Consider the following 21,375-nt stretch of genomic DNA (forward strand, 5'->3'; position numbering starts at 1 on the left):
TGCCTAGGTTTTCATTTTTCTCTCTTTAGATAATGAAGAACGTGATGACAGAAAGGAGCAAAGAGGTAATGGTTACGGCCACAAGAGGACGCATAGCTTTTGTACGAAGTGCCTGGAAACTAACATTAAGACCTAAGCCAATCATCGCCATCGTCAAAATAAATGTACTAGTAGTAGATACACCTTCCATAACAATCTGGGACACGGGAATATACGTCCCTAGTATATAACTTCCTATTAAACTCATAATAATAAAGCCTATGAGGAACCATGGAAAATCGACTTTAGCTTCTAAACCCGATTTTTCCGAGGAGCGTCTCTTCATCCAAAACATAAATATAAAACATAATGGGATTAGTAAGAAGACGCGTCCTAATTTTGCAAGTAGAGCAATGGCAAGAGCATTCTCACCCGCAGGAGCCCCTGCCAAAGCGACATGAGCAATTTCATGTAGGCTGACTCCTGACCATATACCGTAATCCAAAGCAGACATAGGAAGGATCGGCCGTAACAAAGTGTAAACAATAGAAAAAAGGGTGCCGATTAAAGCGATGATCCCAACCCCTATGGCAGTGTCTTCTTCTTTTGCTTTCACAATAGGAGATATCGCCGCGATGGCAGCTGCACCGCACACCCCAGTTCCTACTGCAAGAAGAAGGGAAATCGAAGCGTCAGCTTTTAACCATTTCGCAAGCAGAACCATTACTATAATAGCCAAAACCACTGTTCCTATATCACGAACCAACAAAGGCAAGCCCTGATTAAAAATTACGTCAATGTTTAATTTCAAACCATATAAAATGATAGCAAATCGAAGGAGTTTTTTAGCTGAAAATTCAATACCGCGACGGAATTTCTCTGGATATCCAGCAATTTGCCGATACATGATCGCAATAATTATTGAACATGCTAGCGGACCTATCCGATCAAACCCAGTAATTTTCGACAATCCTAAACCTAAGAGAGCGATAAAAAATGTAAAAGCAATGCCGCTTATCCACATTAGTAAACTCGATTTCTTTTGTTTACCAGGTAAGTTGGAATATTCGATTTCGGTCCCCTCATTCATTTCCTCACGATGCTTATATTTTTCTAATTCCATTTGCCTTTCTTCCCCCTCTCTACCGCTGTATTAACATTTGCTTTACCATCTTATAATAAAAATACGGGCATGATTTCCGAAATATCCAGACGAATCATACCCATGCTATTTTAAGTGTGAAATAGATTATTTATATGAGTGATTCAAGCTTATTTTGTTAACAAAATTCATGCAAAACAGCTTTTACAGTTTCTATGACAAAGCGTAAATCTTCAACTGTGGAAGAAAGTGGAGGTGCAATGATTAATACATTCCCAAATCCAGGAACAGTATCACCGTTCCGGCCAATAATCAGTCCTTTTTCTTTACAAGCCCCTATAACCCTTCCCATAAACTCGTCAGAAACAGGTGCTTTTGATTTTTTATCCTCTACTAATTCAATTCCATATAAGAACCCAATCCCGCGCACTTCTCCTACTTTATTAAGAGCAGTTAACTCAAAGAGTTCACTCAAAGTGGATTTACTAAGTTCTGATACCCGTTTAACAATCTCTTCGTTTTCTATTATTTCAATATTTTTGAGGGCAACAGCACAAGATGCAGGATGACCTCCGTACGTAGAAACATGTCTAAAATGGTTTAATTTTCCATTCTCCTTGAATTTCTCATAAATCTTAGAGTTCACAGCTGTTGCTCCCAAAGGGAGGTAGCCGCTTGTTAAACCTTTCGCCATTGTGACAATATCAGGTTGAACCCCTTCTGAGTGCATAAATCCAAACATCTTACCAGTCCTTCCAAAACCTGAAACCACTTCATCTACAATTAAAAGAACATCGTGCTTCTTACAAATTTCTGCTACTCTTGTCAAGTATTCCTTGGAAGGGATAAGTACTCCCCCTCCAGAAATGAATGGTTCAAGAATCACGCCAGCTACCGTTTCAGAACCTTCAAAATTAATAACCTGGTCTATATACTCTGCTGCTAACAAGTCAGAATTCTCAACATTTTCTCCAAATGGGCTTCGATAACTATAAGGTGGTGGCACATGGAGAAAGCCCGGAACGGCTGGATCGTACTTTACTCTTCGATTTGCCTGAGCGGTTGCGCTTAATGCAGCAAAGGTATTTCCGTGATAGGCTCGATATCTGGATATAAATTTATATTTTCCCGGGTTGCCATTTTGAGAATGGTATTGCCGAGCAATCTTAAAAGCCGTTTCATTAGCTTCAGAGCCACTGTTTGCAAAAAAGGTCGTATAGGATCCTTTTAGAAGTTCACTTATTTTATAAGATAGTTCAATAGCAGGTTTATGGCTTAAGGTAAGTGGGAAATATGATAAATTCATCATTTGTTCATAAGCTGCTTGAGCAATTTCCTTTCGACCATGCCCTAGATTCAAGCACCATAATCCTGATACTCCATCCAAATATTTATCACCTTTTGTATCGGTAAACCAAGAGCCTTTGCCTTCCGCAGCAATCATAGGAGTTGCCTTTTCGCTATACCGATGCATCGCATGCCATAAATGATCTTTATCCATTTGTACGAGGTCCTTCGTTTCAGTTTCTACCTTCAATATAGAGCCCTCCTCAAAAATTTATTACTATACAAAATAAATAAGGGGTTAAAACCCCACCATTTACCATGAGAATTAATCATAGAGTACGCTACACTCACTTAATTCCCAATGGTGGCGCTGCTAAGCCGAATTTCAAGGTACATTCTAAATGTTAAAAAGTATATCTACCAAGAAGAATAGCTGTATTAGTAAGCCGTGAAGTCCCGTCCCCTTGTCCTTCATACGGAAATCATTTAGTTTCTATGTCGTAACAGGATCCTTGGAAATAGCAGAGTCAAGAGTATGATAATTGTGACCATGAGCAATGGCCACAGCTTCATATGTTACCTTTCCATGGACAACATTAATCCCTTTAGCTAAAGGCTTATTATCAAGGGCAGCCTGCCTGTATCCTTTCGTTGCAATTTCTACCCCATAAGGCACAGTTGCATTCGTTAAGGCGATTGTAGAAGTACGTGATACAGCCCCTGGCATGTTAGCAACTGCATAATGAACAACACCATGCTTTACATATGTTGGGCTATTATGTGTCGTAATTCGATCAATAGTTTCGATCGAGCCACCTTGATCAACGGCTACATCAACAATAACAGAACCTTTCTGCATGTCTTTTACCATTTCTTCAGTTACTAAACGTGGAGCACGAGCTCCAGGAATTAGAACCGCACCTATTAGTAAATCTGCCTTTTTCACCGCTTGGGCAATGCTTAAGCTGTTGGACACCAATGTTTTTAACCTGCCTTGAAATTGGTCATCCAATTGACGGAGACGATTTGCATTAATATCGATCAAGGTGACACTTGCACCTAATCCAAGTGCCATTTTAGCTGCATTCGTTCCGACAATTCCGCCGCCAATAATCACGACTTCAGCAGGGGATACACCTGGGACACCACCAATTAAAACTCCTTTTCCACCCTTTGGTTTTTCTAAAAATTGGGCGCCAATCTGAATGGACATACGTCCCGCTACTTCACTCATCGGCGTCAATAATGGTAGGGATCCATTTTCTAATTGAATAGTTTCATAAGCAATTGCTACTACATTATTATCTATTAGGGCTTGAGTTAACTCTGGTTCTGCCGCTAAATGGAGATAGGTATAGAGAATTAATCCATCTCGAAAAAATTTATATTCAGCTGGAAGGGGTTCTTTTACTTTTATGACCATATCAGCTAACCAGGATTGCTCTGCAGATTCTACGATTTTAGCTCCTGATTGGAGATATTCTTCATCTGTAAATCCACTGTTTATTCCAGCACCTTTTTCAATCCAAATCTCATGTCCACTATTTCTGAATGTCGTTACACCTGCAGGGGTCATACCTACGCGATTCTCACTATCTTTAATTTCTTTTGGAACACCTATAATCATCTCTATCACTCATTTCTATTTTATTAGATGATAAAGTGAAACTTCAAACAGTGGGGGGTTTTCCCACTGATTATTAGTTGAACCAATCGGGCTTTTACGGACAGTTGTCTCCACCTACTCTTCTTGATTCCTACTCCTCCAAGCCCTTGAGGTGGGGATCTTACTGCCCGTTAATGAGGGATAAATTTTGGTATTTTCTTTCTTACATTACCAGGCGAATCAACCATTTTTCACAATGTCTGATTGTCTATAATAGACTCGATAACTCATGTATTAAGATATCGAGCCTACATTTTTAGTTAGATCTTCTCTTTACCATTTATTTATCCCAATTTTTATGATCCAAATGAGAGTATTTAGCTAATAATCGAGTAGGCATCTTTAACGCATCTTTCCTAAACGGAGGCGCTAATTGTGTGCCATCAACTTGAATATCAATGACTGTTGGTTTGTTTGATTTTATAGCTGCTTCTATAACTGGCCCTAATTCTTCGGGGGTTTCCACTCTAATTCCAACCGCACCCATAGAACGGGCAACTTCAGCAAAATCAGGATTTTGGATATCGGCCCCAACAAAACGGTTATTATAGAAATCGACCTGGTTCTTCTTCTCTGCACACCATGCATTATTATTAAAGACGCAAGCAATGACAGGAATATTTTCTTCAACTGCTGTACTTACTTCATGTAAACTCATGCCCCATGCTCCATCTCCAACGATGGCGATAACAGGAGCATTTGGCTCTGCTAATTTGGCACCAAGAGCGGATGGATATGCAAAACCAGTGTTCCCAAAAGTAAGTGCAGCGATATGTCTACGGCTTCGATTAAACTTTAAGTAAGCGTTTGCAGTTGATGATACATTACCTATGTCAGTAGTAACGATCGCGTTCTCAGGCAATACTTTTGTTAATTCTAACAGCGCACGACGGGGATTAATTGGTGTGCCATCTATCATAGCAAGATCTACTAGTTCTTGTTCCCATTTTTGTTTTTCATTTGTAATTTCTCCTAAACGCAGATTTTCTTGTTTAGGGTTAGGTTTAATATCTTTTAACCGCTTCATAATTTCTCGACTAGCTTCGCGGGCATCCCCAATAATCCCAACTTCCACTGGGTGAGTTCTGGCAATTTGTCTTGGATTTATATCAATTTGAATGATTTGTGCGTCTTTAGGAAAATAATCAATGTCATAACACGGTAATGTGCCAAATACGGATAATCTTGTGCCTACTGCTAAAATAACATCCGCTTTCTTTAAAGTATTCATAGCAGCTTTTGATCCCATATATCCGATTGGCCCGACCGCTAAAGGATGATCAGCTGGAAATGCATCATTATGCATATATGATACAGCCACAGGAGCTGTTAAATGTTCAGCGATGTCTCTAATTTCTTCAATACCGTCGGAATCAACTGTGCCTCTACCAGAAATAATGACAGGATACTCAGCGTTAGCTAAGATTTCCGCTGCTCGATCTAAGGATTCAGATGAACCACATCCTCGTGAATCGACTCGATATTGATGAGGCTTAAGAATCTGATCTTCCACTTCACCATAGAAATAATCACGTGGAATATCGAATAATACAGGACCTCTTTCCGCATAAGCAATGCGAAAAGCGGTTCGTAAACAATCTGCTACTCGGCCAGGATGAGTCACTCTCACTGTCTCTTTAGTAATTGCTTTAAAAACGGAAACTTGATCACATTCTTGAAATCCATCCCATCCGACAGTAGGTGTTCCCGCAGAAGGAGATATTACGACCATAGGAGTATGTGCTTGATTGGCTGCTGCTACCGAAGTCACCATATTGGTCATTCCAGGCCCATTTTGTCCGATCACAACTCCGGCAACGCCCGAAACCCGGCAATAGGCATCTTCCATATGCGCGGCACTTTGTTCATGACGAACTCCAATAAAACGAATACCAGCTGTTGGCAATAAATCAAGCATATCCATAAAAGCGGAACCTAAAATTCCAGATATATGTTTGACCCCTTCTGCGACTAACGTCTCAACAATTGCTTCACTTGGTGTCATTTTTACTTTCGTTCCTCTTAACGTTTTTGTTTCGGCCATTGTACATTCTCCTAACTTGATTTATTTCTGATAATGACGTTGGAACGTCCGTACCAGTTATATTTTTTATATTACAATCCCTTCCTAAAAAAGTCAATGAAATAATTTGAATATTTATATTATTAAGTAAATTATAATATCCAGTAACCTGGAAACTAAGCTTTTCTTGAATTTATTTCTGATTTTATATTTTGATTTCGGGTCACATTAACTTTATTCTTACCGATCCACCAGACTGAAATTGCACTTACTACACCGGCAAATAGAACATATAAAGTGAGCAAGACAGGAGAGCCATTATTATAACCCAACAAAGCAGTAGCAATGATTGGTGTTAGTCCACTTGCAAAAATTCCTGAAAATTGATAAACAAAAGACATTCCAGTATACCTAACCGGCGCATCAAATAACTCTGCAAATAATGCAGCTTCAGGACCATAGATGGAAGCATAAAAGATTCCAAAAGGGATGATGATAGACAACCAGATCAAAAGAATGTTACCCTCACTGTTCGACATTATCCAAAAAGCAGGAAGCGCTGAAAACCCTGTTACTAGACTACCAATCAAATAAGTACGAGTCCTGCCGAAACGGTCAGATACATTACCGAAAAGAGGAATGAAAAAACACATAACAAACGCTGCTGCGGAAACACCAAGTAAAGCATCTGTGCGTGACAAATCAAGGGAACTTGTTAAATAGGTGATAGAAAACACACCCATGACATTAAAGAAAACACCGTCTATAAAACGTGCGCCCATTCCAGCTAGGACATTACCAGTATTATTTTTCCACATGTCCTTTATAGGCATATTTGATTTTTTATTACTTTCTTTAATTTTTTGAAACTCCGGTGATTCCGAAACATTTAGGCGAATCCATAAACCTAGGAATATCAAAATGGCACTTAGTCCGAAGGCAATACGCCATCCCCATGCCATGAACTGGCTATCAGATAATGTAGAAGAAAGAAGTCCTACTATACCTGATGAAAGCAAAAGACCAATCGACAGTCCAATTTGTGGAAAACTTGCATATAAACCTCTTTTTTTATGGGGAGCATGCTCAAAGGCCATTAATACCGCTCCACCCCATTCACCACCAAGCCCAATCCCTTGTAAGATACGCAAAAAAAGCAAACAGATAGGAGCCCAAATGCCAATTTGGTTATAAGTAGGGATTACAGCAATTAATACCGTACTTCCTCCCATAATACTTAAGGTCATTATCAACATGCTTTTTCGACCAATTTTGTCGCCGAAATGTCCAAATATAATGCCACCTATTGGACGAGCCACAAATCCTACCGCGAAGGTGATATAGGCTAACAAGGTAGATACAATCGGGTCCTCTGCAGGAAAGTATAGTTTATTAAATACAATTCCAGCTACTACACCGTATAAAAAGAAATCATACCATTCGATCGTAGATCCAATGAGACTAGCTCCTACCGCACGTGAGAGCATATTTCCTTTTACTTTTTTCAATATTTCCCCTCCCCGATATCGTGATTTAATCAAATAAGAGATTCGAATTTCAAACATAAATGATTAATATACTTGTAGGAGATACCAAATGTAATTTTTATTTATCTTAAGAAGGAGTAGGCCAACCAGGTGGTTGACCTCCCTATCTAGAAATATAACGTTTATTTAGCTGTTTCTAATATCCATTTTGGCATATTTGGGAACTACTTTAGCTTCCCCCTTCACTCGTATACAAGTTTCTCCCTTTTGAATTTCATTTAGGTCATACTTGACAAGGTTACATTTAATTATTTTAGTGGGGTAAGATCGAGCATTTTCATAAAAGCGGTACCTAAAATCTAAAATTCCATAACTTAGATTGATGCCCTCTACATACAAAACCTGTATGGCGTTAAATCGCCACCATTTTCCATGCAGGATTAATCCTGTAGCACGCTACACCCACCTAATCCCAATGGTGGTGGTGCGGAGCCGGATTTCGGATGCTTTTCCGATAAAAAAGGATACCTGCTAAGTAGATTGGGGCTATATTAGTAAGTCGCGGCCCCCCGTCCCCATGTCCTTCATACAAAATTTCAACAATTGCTTCATTTCGTTGATGTCATTATAAACTTTGTATTATTATTGTAGTATCATTCGTTTAATTCTCCTTCTAGTGAAAGCTTTTGGGATTCGTTTATTTATTAATAATTTCTGGTTCAGTTTGCGAATCCATTTTAGAAAGTTTTTCAGCCAATAAGTAATAAATCACCTGAATGTCATGTTCTGTTGGAACTTTCCTATTTGTCGCTATACCATTTCCTGATAACGAATCGGTAACCAAAGTTGGTATTTCAACAATCAACTGTTGGGAATCCATATATTTAAGTCCATCACGCCATATTCCAAACTGTTCATTAAAATCTTCAAGGGTTCTAATTACGTATAATGCCTTATCATTTTCCCCCAATGAAGGGTTTGCGCCTAAAGCCATTGCTATTTCTGCCAACTGATCCCTGCAGGAATCTAGACTGAATCTCATGACAAAAGGCATTAGTAAGGCTACGCTTAGCCCATGAGGGATGTGAAAACGAGCGCCTAACGCTCTTCCAGTTGCATGCGCTAAATTTGTGGAAGCATTCGAAAAAGCGATACCTGCATAACAACTGGCCAATATCATATCTCTTCTTGATTCAATATCAGCGCCATTTTCATAAACTTTAGGGAGTGCATTACCGATTTTTTTAATCGCCTCAAGGGAAAATAGATTGGTCATTATTGACGCTTTGTTCGATAGAAATCCTTCAATAGCATGGGACAAAGCATCAAGCCCTGTGTAGACCGTAAAACTGGGTGGAAGACTTAAAGTTAATTCTGGATCTAGAATTGCCACATCTGGGACAAGGTTCGGATGACTAGGATTCATTTTTATATTTGTATCAAGATTGGTAATCACCATAACTTTTGTCACTTCTGAACCAGTTCCTGATGTTGTAGGTACTGCAAATAGTGGCAGTCGATCCAACTTTTGATATTGCGTTATGGTATCCCATTCCATATCCTTATTTTCACCAAAAACAGACAATGCTTTTGCCAAGTCAATAGCACTTCCACCCCCTATCCCAATGACACAGTCACCCTGAAAGGCATTTAGTTGAAATAGGGCATCTGCCACATTTTTTGTTGTTGGTTCTCCTGAAAATTCTGTGAACACCTTACTTTCCAAACCGCTATTCATCAAGATTTGTTTTACTTTTTGATGAAGGTTTATAGGAGATTTAGCTAAGAAAGAATCCATAAGTATAAATATTTTTCTACCACCTTTTGAAGCTACGATTTTAGCCAAATGATTAATGGCACCATTTTCAATCAAAATATTCCGTGGCAAATCAAGTACAGCCATTGTACTCCCCCATTTCTAATTTTTTTGAATGAAAATCACTTCGTTTTTTATCCATCTCAAAAGTATAGGTTTTATATCACTATAGATTTAAATTTACTTATGCAAGAACCACACAAAAGATTGAATACAAATAATGTTGCAATTATAGTTTCACTCAACTTTCGCACATAACAACCCTAATGAGCCCTTGATACAACTTGGTAGAGACTTAAAGTTGTCGATCCTATTTTAAGAGTATGGCTCCTCACTTATGAAATTCGTACACCCTCAAATGATTGGCTTAAAAATTACTTTTTTCATTCCCGTTTTTATTTTAGGCTGTTTTCACATACTTTGTTGCTTTTCAATCATTTTTACACTAATAACCCGGGTTGATTTCCGTTGCAGGTACTCGCTTTCCACGGGCGGTCTCAGAAGCCTCCTCAGTGCTTTACACTTGCGGGGTCTCCCTCAACACGCTTTTCCCGCAGGAGTCTCGCACCTGTAACGAAGATCAACATCTGTTCGAATTGGTTTCTTGCTAAAAACAACAATCTTTACGAAAAGAGCCTTATTTTATAAAACAGACCTATGGCATGATGTGATTTTTTGTTGTGATGAAGTAGTGTTTCTGAAGGAGTTAGTTCAATGTAGTTGGGTGAATGGCAAACGTGTAGACTTCTTAATTAGATTTTGATAGTGTATTATTCAAGTTAGAACTTCTCAGAATTTGGAGGACTAGTAACAATATTTAATTCTTTCTCTATATATTTCTCTTTTTTTCGTCGAATGAAAAAGTAAGAACAAATAACGATAAAACTAAATAGCATTGTGAAAATAAACTGCGGACGTTGTGAGTCAATAAAAGCCATTAATGTTAATACCGATACCATACCGATGATGGTTGCATACGTTAAATACGGAAATAACCACATTTTAATTTTGAAAACACCAGGATTCTCTTTTTCCATTTTTCTTCTTAATCGTAGATGAGAAATCGCAATGGCTAAATAGACAAGAATTCCAACTCCACCAGAAGAATTTACTAAAAAGAAAAATATTTTGTCAGGAGAGGTATAACTAAAAATCGTGCTGATAAAGGCAAATATCGTACTCGCTATTACAGCAAAAACAGGGACGCCTTTTTTACTCACCTTTGAAATCAGCTTGGGCGCATCACCCTTTTGGGCAAGAGAATATAGCATCCGAGAGCTCGTGTAAAGTCCTGAATTCAAGCAAGAAAGCAACGCTGTCAGTACCACTATATTCATGATAAGAGCAGCGAAGGGGATTCCTAGTATTTCAAGAACAGCAACAAATGGACTTTTTAGCAAGGATGCTGAATTCCACGGTAAAATAGTCACAACTATAGCAATTGAGCCGATATAAAAAATGAGAATCCGCCAAACTACACTATTTAAAGCTCCTCTTACTGACTTCACTGGATCACTTGTCTCCCCAGCTGCAATAGCGGGGATCTCGACTCCCACAAAAGCATGAAAAACAATCGCTATACCAACAAGAACTGAGCCTATCCCGTTAGGAATAAAACCTCCAATATTTATAAGATTAGTAGTACCTGGTGACTCTAAAGTTGGTATTATCCCTAAAATCACTGCTACTCCTAAGCATAAAAAGACAATAATACTCCCTATTTTTATTATAGAGAACCAATACTCAAATTCACCAAATGACTTAACGGAAAAAATATTTGTAAGTGTTAGTAGAATAATTAATGTGAGGCTTATTAACCAAACTGGAACTAAAGGTAGCCACTCATGTATGATTGCTGCTCCAGCTGTTGCTTCAAGTGCAATGACAATTACCCAAAAAAACCAATATAACCAACCTGTAGCAAAGCCTGCCCACTCCCCAATCCCTTCCCTTGCATATACAGCAAAGGATCCCGTATTTGGGTTTACTGTAGCCATCTCCCCAAGCATCCTCATTACTAAAACAACAATTAAACCTGCAAATACGTAAGACAAAATAGCTCCAGGACCAGTTTGGCTAATGATAATACCACTTCCTACGAATAAACCAGCACCAATGACTCCACTCAAAGATATCATTGTTAAATGTCTTTGTTTAAGACCAGGTTTTAATTCTTCCTGTTGATGTTCCAAACTTCCACCAACTTTCAGTATTTTTTTGGAATTACCATTAAGTAAGCGTTTACATTAGGTGGGCACTTAAGCTAAGAACACATTTCACAAATAATTAATCTGATTTTTTCCTTACCTATAGATCCATAATTATTTCTAATAATCATTAAATTTCTAATCGCCATTAAACTAAATATTCAAGCAATGTTTCCAGAGTCAACAATGATAGATAGTGTTCATTTTATTTCTTTGAAAGAGCTGTATCGATTATCCAGCCCTTATGTTGTCCTATTTTTTTCCTCCTCCATTGAGTTTATTTTGAACATCTGAGCAAAACTAACATCGTGACGTACTGACGTTAGTACCACTTTTAAGTATAATACACTTTCATTTTTTCAAAGTCAACAGTATTCTTAGAATATTTAGGTAATTTCAAAATTTTAGTGTGACAAATTTCTATCAACATCTAGCCACTATTATTTCTCTAGCTGGTCCAATTTTATTTTGGTAAAACTAAAACTAAAACTTGTAGCTTATATACGGAAGCCACTACCTACCTCTCCAATTTAAATAGTTCGGATATTCCATACATTTTCTTTATCGGGCTTTGCAAATGATTGTGCTAGTAAACTTGTAGTGAAGGTTAAATCAATAAAAAGGGGTTGTCCATCTTAATGAAACAAAACTTAGGAGAGGTATTCAGAACAACTATTGATTAATATTTTTTGAAAATTATTCCAGCCAAACAATATTTGAAATGGAGGTTACTCCAATAGTTTGGAATCAGAAGCAGGACCTATATTAACTGGTGCAACATTTATCTGACCAAAACAAAACTTCGACAAATATCAAATACACTCTACGCAATCCGACAAGAATAAAAAATTTTAGAAGATGGGCTGCCTGCTCTTGCCAAAATACATTAATAAATACACTTGCTTTCAAAAAAAGACCCGATAAACGAGTCTTTTCATAAAATATTAAACTTCTTCACAATATTGATCAAAGTAGCCTTGTAGCTTATTTACGACAGACATTGGATCATGTCCTTCAATTTCATGACGTTCAACCATTGTAAGGAGTTCTCCATCTTTCAATAGAGCAAAGGAAGGTGATGACGGCGGATATCCTTCAAAATAATCACGTGCTTTTTCCGTTGCTGCTTTATCTTGTCCGGCGAAAACGGTAACTAATTGGTCTGGACGTTTATCAAAGTGAACCGAATGAGCTGCTGCCGGTCTCGCAATTCCGCCAGCACATCCACAAACTGAGTTAACCATCACCAATGTCGTACCCTTTTTGGCAAACGCTTCTTCAACCTCTTCAGGTGTCTTTAATTCTGTATATCCAGCAGCCTTTATTTCAGTTCTCGCTTGGCTGACAACATCATTCATAAATAAGTTAAAATCCATGCTCATGTTTCATTCCCCTTCCATTATTCAACTACTCTTCCATCATATCAAGTGCACGGTAGTGTTTCAATCTTTTTACCTACTCAAACCAAAAGACAAGCATGAAATGGAAAAGCAAAAATTAGAGAAGGTCTTATACCTATGGTAAGTGTTCAAATGTATACGAGACTTAAATCAGTGTGGGATTATCCATCACCTTGCTCTCGTTAGTCCAGTTCTACTATCGCTAAGGTCTTCGCTTCGATCAATTAAAAGTAAGAAACCGATTGGTTCATATAAACCTCTGCTCACGCATCAATAAGTTTCAGTAGATCTCACCAATTGGTTTCATACGCTCTTACCATTTATGCTTCTTCATTACCTCTAAGCCTTGAGTGTTAATGCAGCATAATAAAGTGGTTTCAAACTGTTTCAAACGGGGAAACATATAAGTAATCTAGACCCACTCCCTATTCCCTGTTTGGATAGCAGAACTTCTGCTATCCGTTTTTTTTGAAAGATGAAATTATCTCAATAAAAAGGATTGATACGCAGTATGAACTACTTTTGTTTCCGTTTATCACGCAATAAGTAAAAAGTTCCGTCGAATACAAATTTGGTCATTGTACATGAAATTGTTTAAAACCGTCCGCTATAAAAAGAGGATATCCCACATGGTCTGACCACTACGTGATACATAGATTATTGTATTGCCCATACATAATTTGTATTTTATCGTAAATGTGAATCTGACTCTTTGTTAATAGGACATCCTCTTTATTTATTGGCTCTGTATAGCTTGCCTGTTTATTTCAACTTCAAGCGTTCGCTTTCCACGGGCGGTCCGGTAACTTCCTCGACACCGCATGAGCCTCACGCCTTCCGCTCCAATCAACATAGTGCCAAAATCAACAACCGGTTTTAATAAAGCCTATTTATTAATAAATAGTTGTATTTTGCGGTGTCGTAGTTTCAATAATTTCCTTCACTCGTGCAAGGAATCTTCCACAAACGAGTCCATCGAGAATACGATGATCCAATGATAAGCAAAGGTTTACCATATCTCGAACGGCAATCATCCCATCAATAATAACAGGTCGTTTAACGATTGACTCAACTTGAAGAATCGCTGCTTGCGGGTGGTTAATAATACCCATTGATTGAATCGAGCCAAATGAGCCAGTATTATTGACTGTGAACGTACCATCTTGCATTTCATCTGATTTTATCTTACCTGTTCTAACTTTTTGAGCAAGCTCTGCGATTTCCCGGGCAATGCCTTTGATTGTTTTTTCATCAGCATGTTTAATAACAGGTACGAATAAAGCTGTATCTGTCGCAACAGCTATCGAGATATTAATATCCTTTTTCTGAATAATCTTATCTCCTGCCCACATCGAGTTGATTTCCGGGAATTCCTTCAAACCTTGTGCTACCGCTTTTACAAAGAATGCAAAGTACGTTAAGTTATAACCTTCTGTTTGCTTAAACTCTTGCTTAATTGATTCACGATAACGAACGAGGTTTGTTGCGTCGACTTCTACCATCATCCAAGCATGCGGTGCCTCGTGCTTACTTTTTTGCATATTTGCCGCTATAGCTTTTCTGACACCTGTTACAGGAATTTCAATGTCTCCTACAGCTGATTGAATTGCTTTTGCTTGCATAGTGTTTAGCTGCTCTTTCTTTAAATCTGGTACAGGATTTAGCACTTGATTTGAAGCTGGCTTTCTTGCATCTGCTTTAGGAATATTACCTGATTCAATCAGCTTTAATAGGTCTTTCCTTGTGATGCGGCCTTCTTTTCCAGTTCCTTTAACTTGCTCCAAATCAATGTCATTTTCCTGTGATATTTTTAAAACAGCTGGAGAATATCTGGCTTTTGAGATAGTTACATCAGCAGCAGCTACTTGTGATGTGCCTATATTTTTATCTACACTTTGGATTGGTTCATTTTCTCGTGCTTTGTCTGGTTCGCAGCCTTCAACTTCAATTAAACATATCACTTCGCCAACTGCTAATGTTTCATCTTCAGAAGCCTTTAATTCTTTAATCACACCTGTAAAAGAAGATGGGATTTCCGCATTCACTTTGTCTGTTATCACTTCGGCAATAGCCTCATATTTACTTACAGTATCTCCTGGCTTAACTAGCCATTTACTGATCGTTCCCTCTGTCACACTTTCACCAAGCTGAGGCATTTTCATTTGCTCAATTGTCATAGTCCTTACCTCCTTACCGATGTCCTTTAATATTCAGCCAGCTCTCTCATCGCTTTTTCTACTTTATCCGGATTGACCATAAAATATTTTTCCATCGTTGGAGCATATGGCATAGCTGGAACATCTGGACCTGCGAGTCTCATTATCGGTGCATCAAGGTCAAATAAACAGTTTTCTGCAATGATCGCACTCACCTCGCTAATTATACTGCCTTCTTTTGTATCCTCTGTAATAAGCAGTACTTTTCCTGTTTTCGCAGCTGCTTCTATTATTGCTTCTTTATCTAATGGATAAACTGTTCGCAAGTCTAGTACATGGACTGATATGCCATCACTTGCTAATTTTTCAGCAGCTTGAAGCGCAAAATGAACGCAAAGCCCGTATGTAATAACTGTGATATCTTCACCTTGCCGCTTCACATCCGCTTTTCCAATTGGTAATACATAGTCATCATTAGGGACTTCACCTTTGATAAGGCGGTAGGCACGTTTATGTTCAAAGAAAAGAACTGGGTCATTATCCCTAATTGCTGCTTTTAATAATCCTTTCACATCATACGGTGTAGAAGGCATGACAATTTTTAACCCAGGCTGATTGGCAAAAATGGCCTCAACGGATTGTGAGTGATACAATGCTCCGTGAACGCCTCCGCCATAAGGGGCACGGATTACGATGGGACAATCCCAATCATTATTAGAACGATAGCGAATTTTAGCCGCTTCAGAAATGATTTGATTGACAGCGGGCATAATGAAATCAGCAAATTGCATTTCCGCAATCGGGCGCATTCCGTACATGGCCGCACCAATTCCGACACCTGCTATAGCCGATTCAGCAAGTGGGGTATCGATCACTCGTTCTTCACCAAATTGTTCATATAAACCATTCGTAGCTTTAAAAACGCCACCTTTTTTCCCTACATCTTCTCCGAGGACGAATACGCGTGAATCACGCTCCATCTCTTCACGTATTGCTGTTGTTACAGCATCAATATATGATATTACCGGCATCTTGTTTCCCCCTTACCTTACTTTTCGTATACGTATTCTAGTAAACTTTCTGCTTTTGCATATGGTGCATTTTCGGCATAATCGGTTGCTTCATTGACCGTTTTCATTATGTCATCATTCATTTGCTTCTCAAGATCGTCATTCAATATGCCGTTTTCCTTTAGATAGGCACCAAATGTAATGATTGCATCTTTCGTTTTTGCTTGTGCTACTTCATCGGAAGTACGGTAACTCATATCATCATCATCACTTGAATGCGGAGTTAACCGATATGAAACCGTCTCAACAAGGGTAGGCCCTTCCCCTCTTCGACCGCGATCGGCTGCTTCTTTAACAGCACGATATACTGCTAATGGATCATTTCCATCAACGGTAACCCCTGGCATTCCATAGCCAATAGCACGATCTGAGACATTTTCGCAAGCGAGTTGCTTTTCAATCGGCACAGAAATGGCATACTTGTTATTTTCACACATGAAAATTACAGGAAGTTTATGTACACCTGCGAAGTTTGCTCCTTCATGGAAATCCCCTTGATTGGAAGAACCTTCACCAAAAGTTGTAAACGTAACGAAGTCCTTACCTTCCATCTTGCCAGCTAAGGCAATTCCAACAGCATGTGGAACTTGGGTCGTAACAGGTGATGATCCTGTTACAATTCTATTCTTCTTTTGTCCGAAATGCCCAGGCATTTGTCTGCCCCCTGAATTTGGATCTTCTGCCTTAGCAAAGCCTGATAACATCAATTCTTTTGCAGTCATACCAAAAGTAAGGACAACGCCAACATCTCTGTAATAGGGCAATATATAATCATTTTCACGATCGAGAGCAAACGCTGCACCGACTTGGGCCGCTTCTTGCCCTTGACACGATACAACAAATGGAATTTTTCCAGAACGGTTTAATAACCACATTCGCTCATCAATACGCCGTGATAATAACATAACCTTATACATTTCAAGTACTTTTTCATCACTAAGACCTAACTCTTTATGACGATTTTCAACCATAATTTTACCTCCTCATTAGAAAAACCGTCACCTGTTCTTGGCTACCCAAAGATATTATTCTCACTTTAACTTATGAGCCAAAGACACGCATTTTGTCTTACGGACCTTCACTGATTTGCGAAAGGGTGACTTTAATCGAACATCTACTAAGGTCCTTCACATCCTGTGATAGTCCGAGCGTGCCAGGTGATTAGTTACACTTAAATTATTTACTCGCAGTTTCATTACCACTATTATTGATTAACCAATAAGCAGGCAGCAGACAGCGATCTGTTTGGGTGTGATTTTTTTCTCTCCATTAATTAATTCACTTATAACTAGATGTAGGCTACTTATTATAGATGAAGGGCTATGCCATCTACCGCTAAAGCTGCTTCGCCAATTGCCTCTGATAAAGTTGGATGTGGATGAATTGTTTTCGCGACTTCCCAAGGTGTCGCATCAAGAACTCGAGCTAACCCAGCTTCAGAGATCATATCGGTTACATGGGGACCAATCATATGCACGCCAAGAATATCATTCGTAGCTTTATCTGCAATAATTTTGACAAATCCATCAGATTCGCCATATACAAGCGCTTTGCCAATTGCTTTAAAAGGAAACTTGCCTATTTTAACTTCAAATCCTTTTTCCTTTGCCAAGGCTTCTGTATAGCCGACACTAGCAGCTTCTGGACTTGAATAGATACATTTGGATACAAGGGAATAGTCAATCGACGCTGGATTTTCCCCCTTGATATGCTCTACAGCTGTTATACCTTCATGACTCGCTGCATGGGCAAGCTGTAGGCCGCCGATACAATCACCAATCGCATAAATATGTGATTCCTTTGTTTGATAATATGAATTCGTTGTGATGAATCCTTTTTCCACATTAATATCTGTATTCTCAATCCCAATCCCTTCAACATTTCCAGCTCTACCTACAGATACTAGGATTTTTTCAGCTGAAAATTCCGTAGTCTCACCATTGATTTCTGCAGAAATGGATGCTGTCTCTGATCTTGTTAACGTTTCTGGTAACACTTTTGCTCCTGTAACAATTTTTATACCTTTCTTCTTTAACAGGCGCTTCATTTCATTAGAAACATCATCATCTTCAGTTGGGATAATTCGATCAGCATATTCTAATACTGTAACATCAGCGCCGAAATCACAGAGCATCGAAGCCCACTCGATGCCAATCACTCCACCACCAACAATGATGATTGATTGAGGGACTTGTTCGAGATGAAGTGCTTCATCAGAAGTAAGGACATATTGCCCATCAATTTCAAGACCTGGAAGAGTTCTAGGTCTTGAACCGGTTGCGATTATTACGTTTTTAGGAAGCAGCATCTCATTCTCAGAACCATCATTCATTTCTACAGAAATCGTTCCTGGTATAGGTGAAAAAATAGAAGGGCCAAGAATACGACCGATCCCTTCATATATATCAATTTTTCCTTGTTTCATTAAATGTTGGACACCACGATATAACTGATCGACTATTTTAGACTTTCGTTCTTGTATTTTCAGGAAGTCTAGTTTCACTTCACCTGTCATTATTCCGTATTCTTCACTTTTTTTCACGACTGAAAATACTTCAGCACTTCGTAATAATGCCTTAGAAGGGATACAGCCTTTGTGAAGGCAAGTTCCGCCAAGCTTTCCTTTTTCAACTACAGCAGTTGTTAAGCCAAGCTGTGCTGCACGAATTGCTGCGACGTAACCTCCTGTACCGCCTCCTAGGATGACGAGATCATACTCTTTGGCCATAATAGTCCTCCTTCATTTCATCTATGCATATTAACCGTATTTTGGTTCTTTCCTACATACTCTTTTGCAGTTTCCCTGCCATCGAGTACTCTTAGGGCACCTTCTGCTAACGCTTGTAATTCATTTTCTCCTGGATGAACGGATACATCTGCAATCCAGCCAACTTTCTTGGAAATGCTGTTAACAAAACGTCTCCCATAGGCAAGACCTCCTGTTAAGACTATACAATCAACTTTTCCGTAAAGCACGGTTGCAGCTGAACCAATTTCCTTAGCGATTTGATAAGCCATGGCTTCATAGATCAGCTCTGCATGCTCATCGCCTTTATCAATCATTTCCTCAACCATTATGGCGTTATTCGTACCAAGATAACCAACAAGTCCGCTTTGTCCGACTAATTTATCCATTACTTCTTCATGGAAATAACCTCCTGAGAAACAAAGTCGTACAAGATCGCCCATTGGTACGGTCCCAGCACGTGCTGGACTAAAAGGTCCTTCTCCATCAAGACCATTGTTTACATCAATCACTTTACCATATTTATGAACACCCACTGTGATTCCACCGCCCATATGGACAACAATGACGTTTAGTTCTTCATAGCTTTTTCCTAATTCAGTAGCTGCTTTCCTTGCTACAGCTTTTTGATTTAGTGCATGGAAAATACTTTTACGTTCAAACAATGGAGTTCCTGATATTCTCGCAATCGGTTCTAACTCATCCACAACGACCGGATCGACAATATAGGCAGGGATATTCAATCCACTAGCGATTTCATAAGCAAGGATTCCTCCTAAATTAGAGACGTGCTGGCCATTATAGCCGTTCCTTAAATCTTCTAGCATCTCTTGATTAACCGTGTAGGTGCCGCCTTCGATTGGTCTTAATAATCCACCTCTTCCACATACAGCATCTATTCTTGAAAGATTGATTTCTTCTTTTTCTAAAGCAGCAAGTATCATTTGTTTTCTAAAATGATCTTGCTCATTAATTGTTTTAAATTCAGCGATTTTATCCTTATCATGCGTAATGGTTCGTTCCATAACAGGAAGATTATTTTCATATACGCCAAATTTAGTCGATGTATAAGCAGGATTAATCACAAGGATTCGATATCTAGATACTTGCAAAATCATGAACCTCCTAAGAAAAACAAAAAACAACTTATTCAAGCTATTAACTAACATGAAGCGAGCAAACTGTATGGGGAGTGTTCTTTCCCCATCAGATTGCTAAGCTCATGAATAGAAGGGTTAGTCTGTCTTCGCTAGTCATCGAAACCGATTGCTCAATTTAAGAAGTATGAACTTCAGCAAACGAATCGCTGTTTATTTTCTACGATTTAATATATGTTTTTCATTTTGAAGAAATTGGCTTCTAGAATTTCTCATTCTCTCAATTCGTTCTTCTGCCATGCGATCTGCAGCAAGATAAGTCGGAATGCCATCTCGTTTAGCGATTTCAATAACTTTCTCAATTGTGTTATAGACGCCCTCTACTTTTTTCATAGCACGCTCGCGGTTATAGCCGTATAATTCATCAGCAACATTTATGACTCCGCCTGCATTGATCACGTAATCTGGTGCATAAACAATACCCATTTCGTGAATTTGATCACCATGACGAGGATCTTTCAATTGGTTATTCGCAGATCCAGCAATAACTTTTGCTTTAATTTGTGGAATCGTTTGATCATTTATCACAGCACCAAGCGCACATGGTGCATAAATATCACACTCTACACCGTATATCTCATCCGTATTAACAACACGAGCACCAAAATTCTCAACTGCACGTTGTACCGCATCTTTATTAATATCCGTTACGATCAAATTTGCGCCTTCTTCATGTAAGTATTTCAGTAAAGTATAGGCCACATTTCCAACACCTTGTACAGCGACTGTTTTCCCCTCCAATGAATCTGAGCCAAAAGCTTCCTTCGCCGCTGCTTTCATTCCTTGATAAACCCCGAATGCCGTTACTGGTGAAGGATTCCCCGAGGATCCGAATGCTGGTGAAATACCCGTTACAAAATCGGTCTCTTCGTGAATCAAGTCCATGTCAGCCACTGTTGTGCCAACATCTTCTGCCGTAATATAACGCCCATTCAATCCTTGAATATAGCGACCAAACGCTCTGAACATTTCATCGTTCTTATCTTTCTTTGGATCACCAATAATAACGGTTTTACCGCCTCCAAGATTTAAACCTGCCGCTGCATTTTTGTATGTCATACCTTTGGCAAGTCTCAGAGCATCCTCAATAGCTGCTTCTTCAGATTCATACGTCCACATTCTTGTACCACCAAGAGCAGGTCCAAGTGTAGTATCGTGGATCGCAATGATTGCTTTTAATCCCGATTGTTTATCCTGACAGAATAAAAGCTGTTCGTAGTCATATTTCTCTAGGTAAGTAAATATTTCCATGATAGTTCCTCCTAATAAACGGGGTTTT

At 38.8% G+C, this 21,375-nt stretch carries 14 protein-coding genes; all 14 read right to left on the reverse strand.

Translation table 11 applies throughout. The features are described 5' to 3' along the window. Positions 1–25: 25 nt before the first annotated feature. Complete coding sequence (locus tag HNP81_RS12785; RefSeq protein WP_246399340.1) at positions 26–1,003, reverse strand: YeiH family protein; 978 nt, start codon at positions 1,001–1,003, stop codon at positions 26–28. A 256-nt stretch (positions 1,004–1,259) separates the two neighbouring features. Continuing rightward, positions 1,260–2,618 carry an aminotransferase gene (locus HNP81_RS12790; RefSeq protein WP_182502867.1) on the reverse strand — a complete coding sequence of 453 codons (1,359 nt, stop codon included), beginning with the start codon at positions 2,616–2,618 and terminating at the stop codon, positions 1,260–1,262. 243 nt (positions 2,619–2,861) lie between these two features. Next, positions 2,862–3,995 carry an alanine dehydrogenase gene (gene ald / locus HNP81_RS12795; RefSeq protein WP_182502868.1) on the reverse strand — a complete coding sequence of 378 codons (1,134 nt, stop codon included), beginning with the start codon at positions 3,993–3,995 and terminating at the stop codon, positions 2,862–2,864. 319 nt (positions 3,996–4,314) lie between these two features. Continuing rightward, complete coding sequence (gene xsc / locus HNP81_RS12800) at positions 4,315–6,078, reverse strand: sulfoacetaldehyde acetyltransferase (RefSeq protein ID WP_028391695.1); 1,764 nt, start codon at positions 6,076–6,078, stop codon at positions 4,315–4,317. Between the two features lie 155 nt (positions 6,079–6,233). Continuing rightward, positions 6,234–7,565, reverse strand: coding sequence for an MFS transporter (locus tag HNP81_RS12805; protein ID WP_246399337.1), 1,332 nt, complete (start codon positions 7,563–7,565; stop codon positions 6,234–6,236). Between the two features lie 676 nt (positions 7,566–8,241). Continuing rightward, the gene (locus HNP81_RS12810) at positions 8,242–9,447 is read right to left on the reverse strand and encodes an iron-containing alcohol dehydrogenase (RefSeq protein ID WP_182502869.1); all 1,206 of its coding nucleotides are present in this window, start codon (positions 9,445–9,447) and stop codon (positions 8,242–8,244) included. A 692-nt stretch (positions 9,448–10,139) separates the two neighbouring features. Next, complete coding sequence (locus HNP81_RS12815) at positions 10,140–11,552, reverse strand: amino acid permease (RefSeq protein ID WP_376766746.1); 1,413 nt, start codon at positions 11,550–11,552, stop codon at positions 10,140–10,142. Between the two features lie 959 nt (positions 11,553–12,511). After that, positions 12,512–12,949, reverse strand: coding sequence for a BrxA/BrxB family bacilliredoxin (locus HNP81_RS12820; protein WP_182502870.1), 438 nt, complete (start codon positions 12,947–12,949; stop codon positions 12,512–12,514). A gap of 911 nt (positions 12,950–13,860) precedes the next feature. Continuing rightward, complete coding sequence (locus HNP81_RS12825) at positions 13,861–15,144, reverse strand: dihydrolipoamide acetyltransferase family protein (RefSeq protein WP_182502871.1); 1,284 nt, start codon at positions 15,142–15,144, stop codon at positions 13,861–13,863. Positions 15,145–15,170: 26 nt separating this feature from the next. Continuing rightward, positions 15,171–16,154 (reverse strand): alpha-ketoacid dehydrogenase subunit beta, encoded by a 984-nt coding sequence (locus HNP81_RS12830; RefSeq protein ID WP_028391715.1) that lies wholly within the window; start codon positions 16,152–16,154, stop codon positions 15,171–15,173. Positions 16,155–16,171: 17 nt separating this feature from the next. Beyond that, a complete protein-coding gene (locus HNP81_RS12835) occupies positions 16,172–17,164 on the reverse strand; it encodes a thiamine pyrophosphate-dependent dehydrogenase E1 component subunit alpha (RefSeq protein ID WP_182502872.1) in 993 nt (330 codons plus the stop codon). 335 nt (positions 17,165–17,499) lie between these two features. Further along, complete coding sequence (gene lpdA / locus HNP81_RS12840) at positions 17,500–18,921, reverse strand: dihydrolipoyl dehydrogenase (protein ID WP_182502873.1); 1,422 nt, start codon at positions 18,919–18,921, stop codon at positions 17,500–17,502. A 17-nt stretch (positions 18,922–18,938) separates the two neighbouring features. Further along, a complete protein-coding gene (buk, locus tag HNP81_RS12845; RefSeq protein ID WP_376766747.1) occupies positions 18,939–20,057 on the reverse strand; it encodes a butyrate kinase in 1,119 nt (372 codons plus the stop codon). Between the two features lie 192 nt (positions 20,058–20,249). Continuing rightward, positions 20,250–21,347, reverse strand: a complete 1,098-nt coding sequence (bcd, locus tag HNP81_RS12850; protein WP_028391719.1) for a branched-chain amino acid dehydrogenase — start codon at positions 21,345–21,347, stop codon at positions 20,250–20,252. Positions 21,348–21,375 lie beyond the last annotated feature (28 nt).

The sequence above is a fragment of the Peribacillus huizhouensis genome, from assembly GCF_014138605.1.
Lineage (GTDB): Bacteria > Bacillota > Bacilli > Bacillales > DSM-1321 > Peribacillus > Peribacillus huizhouensis.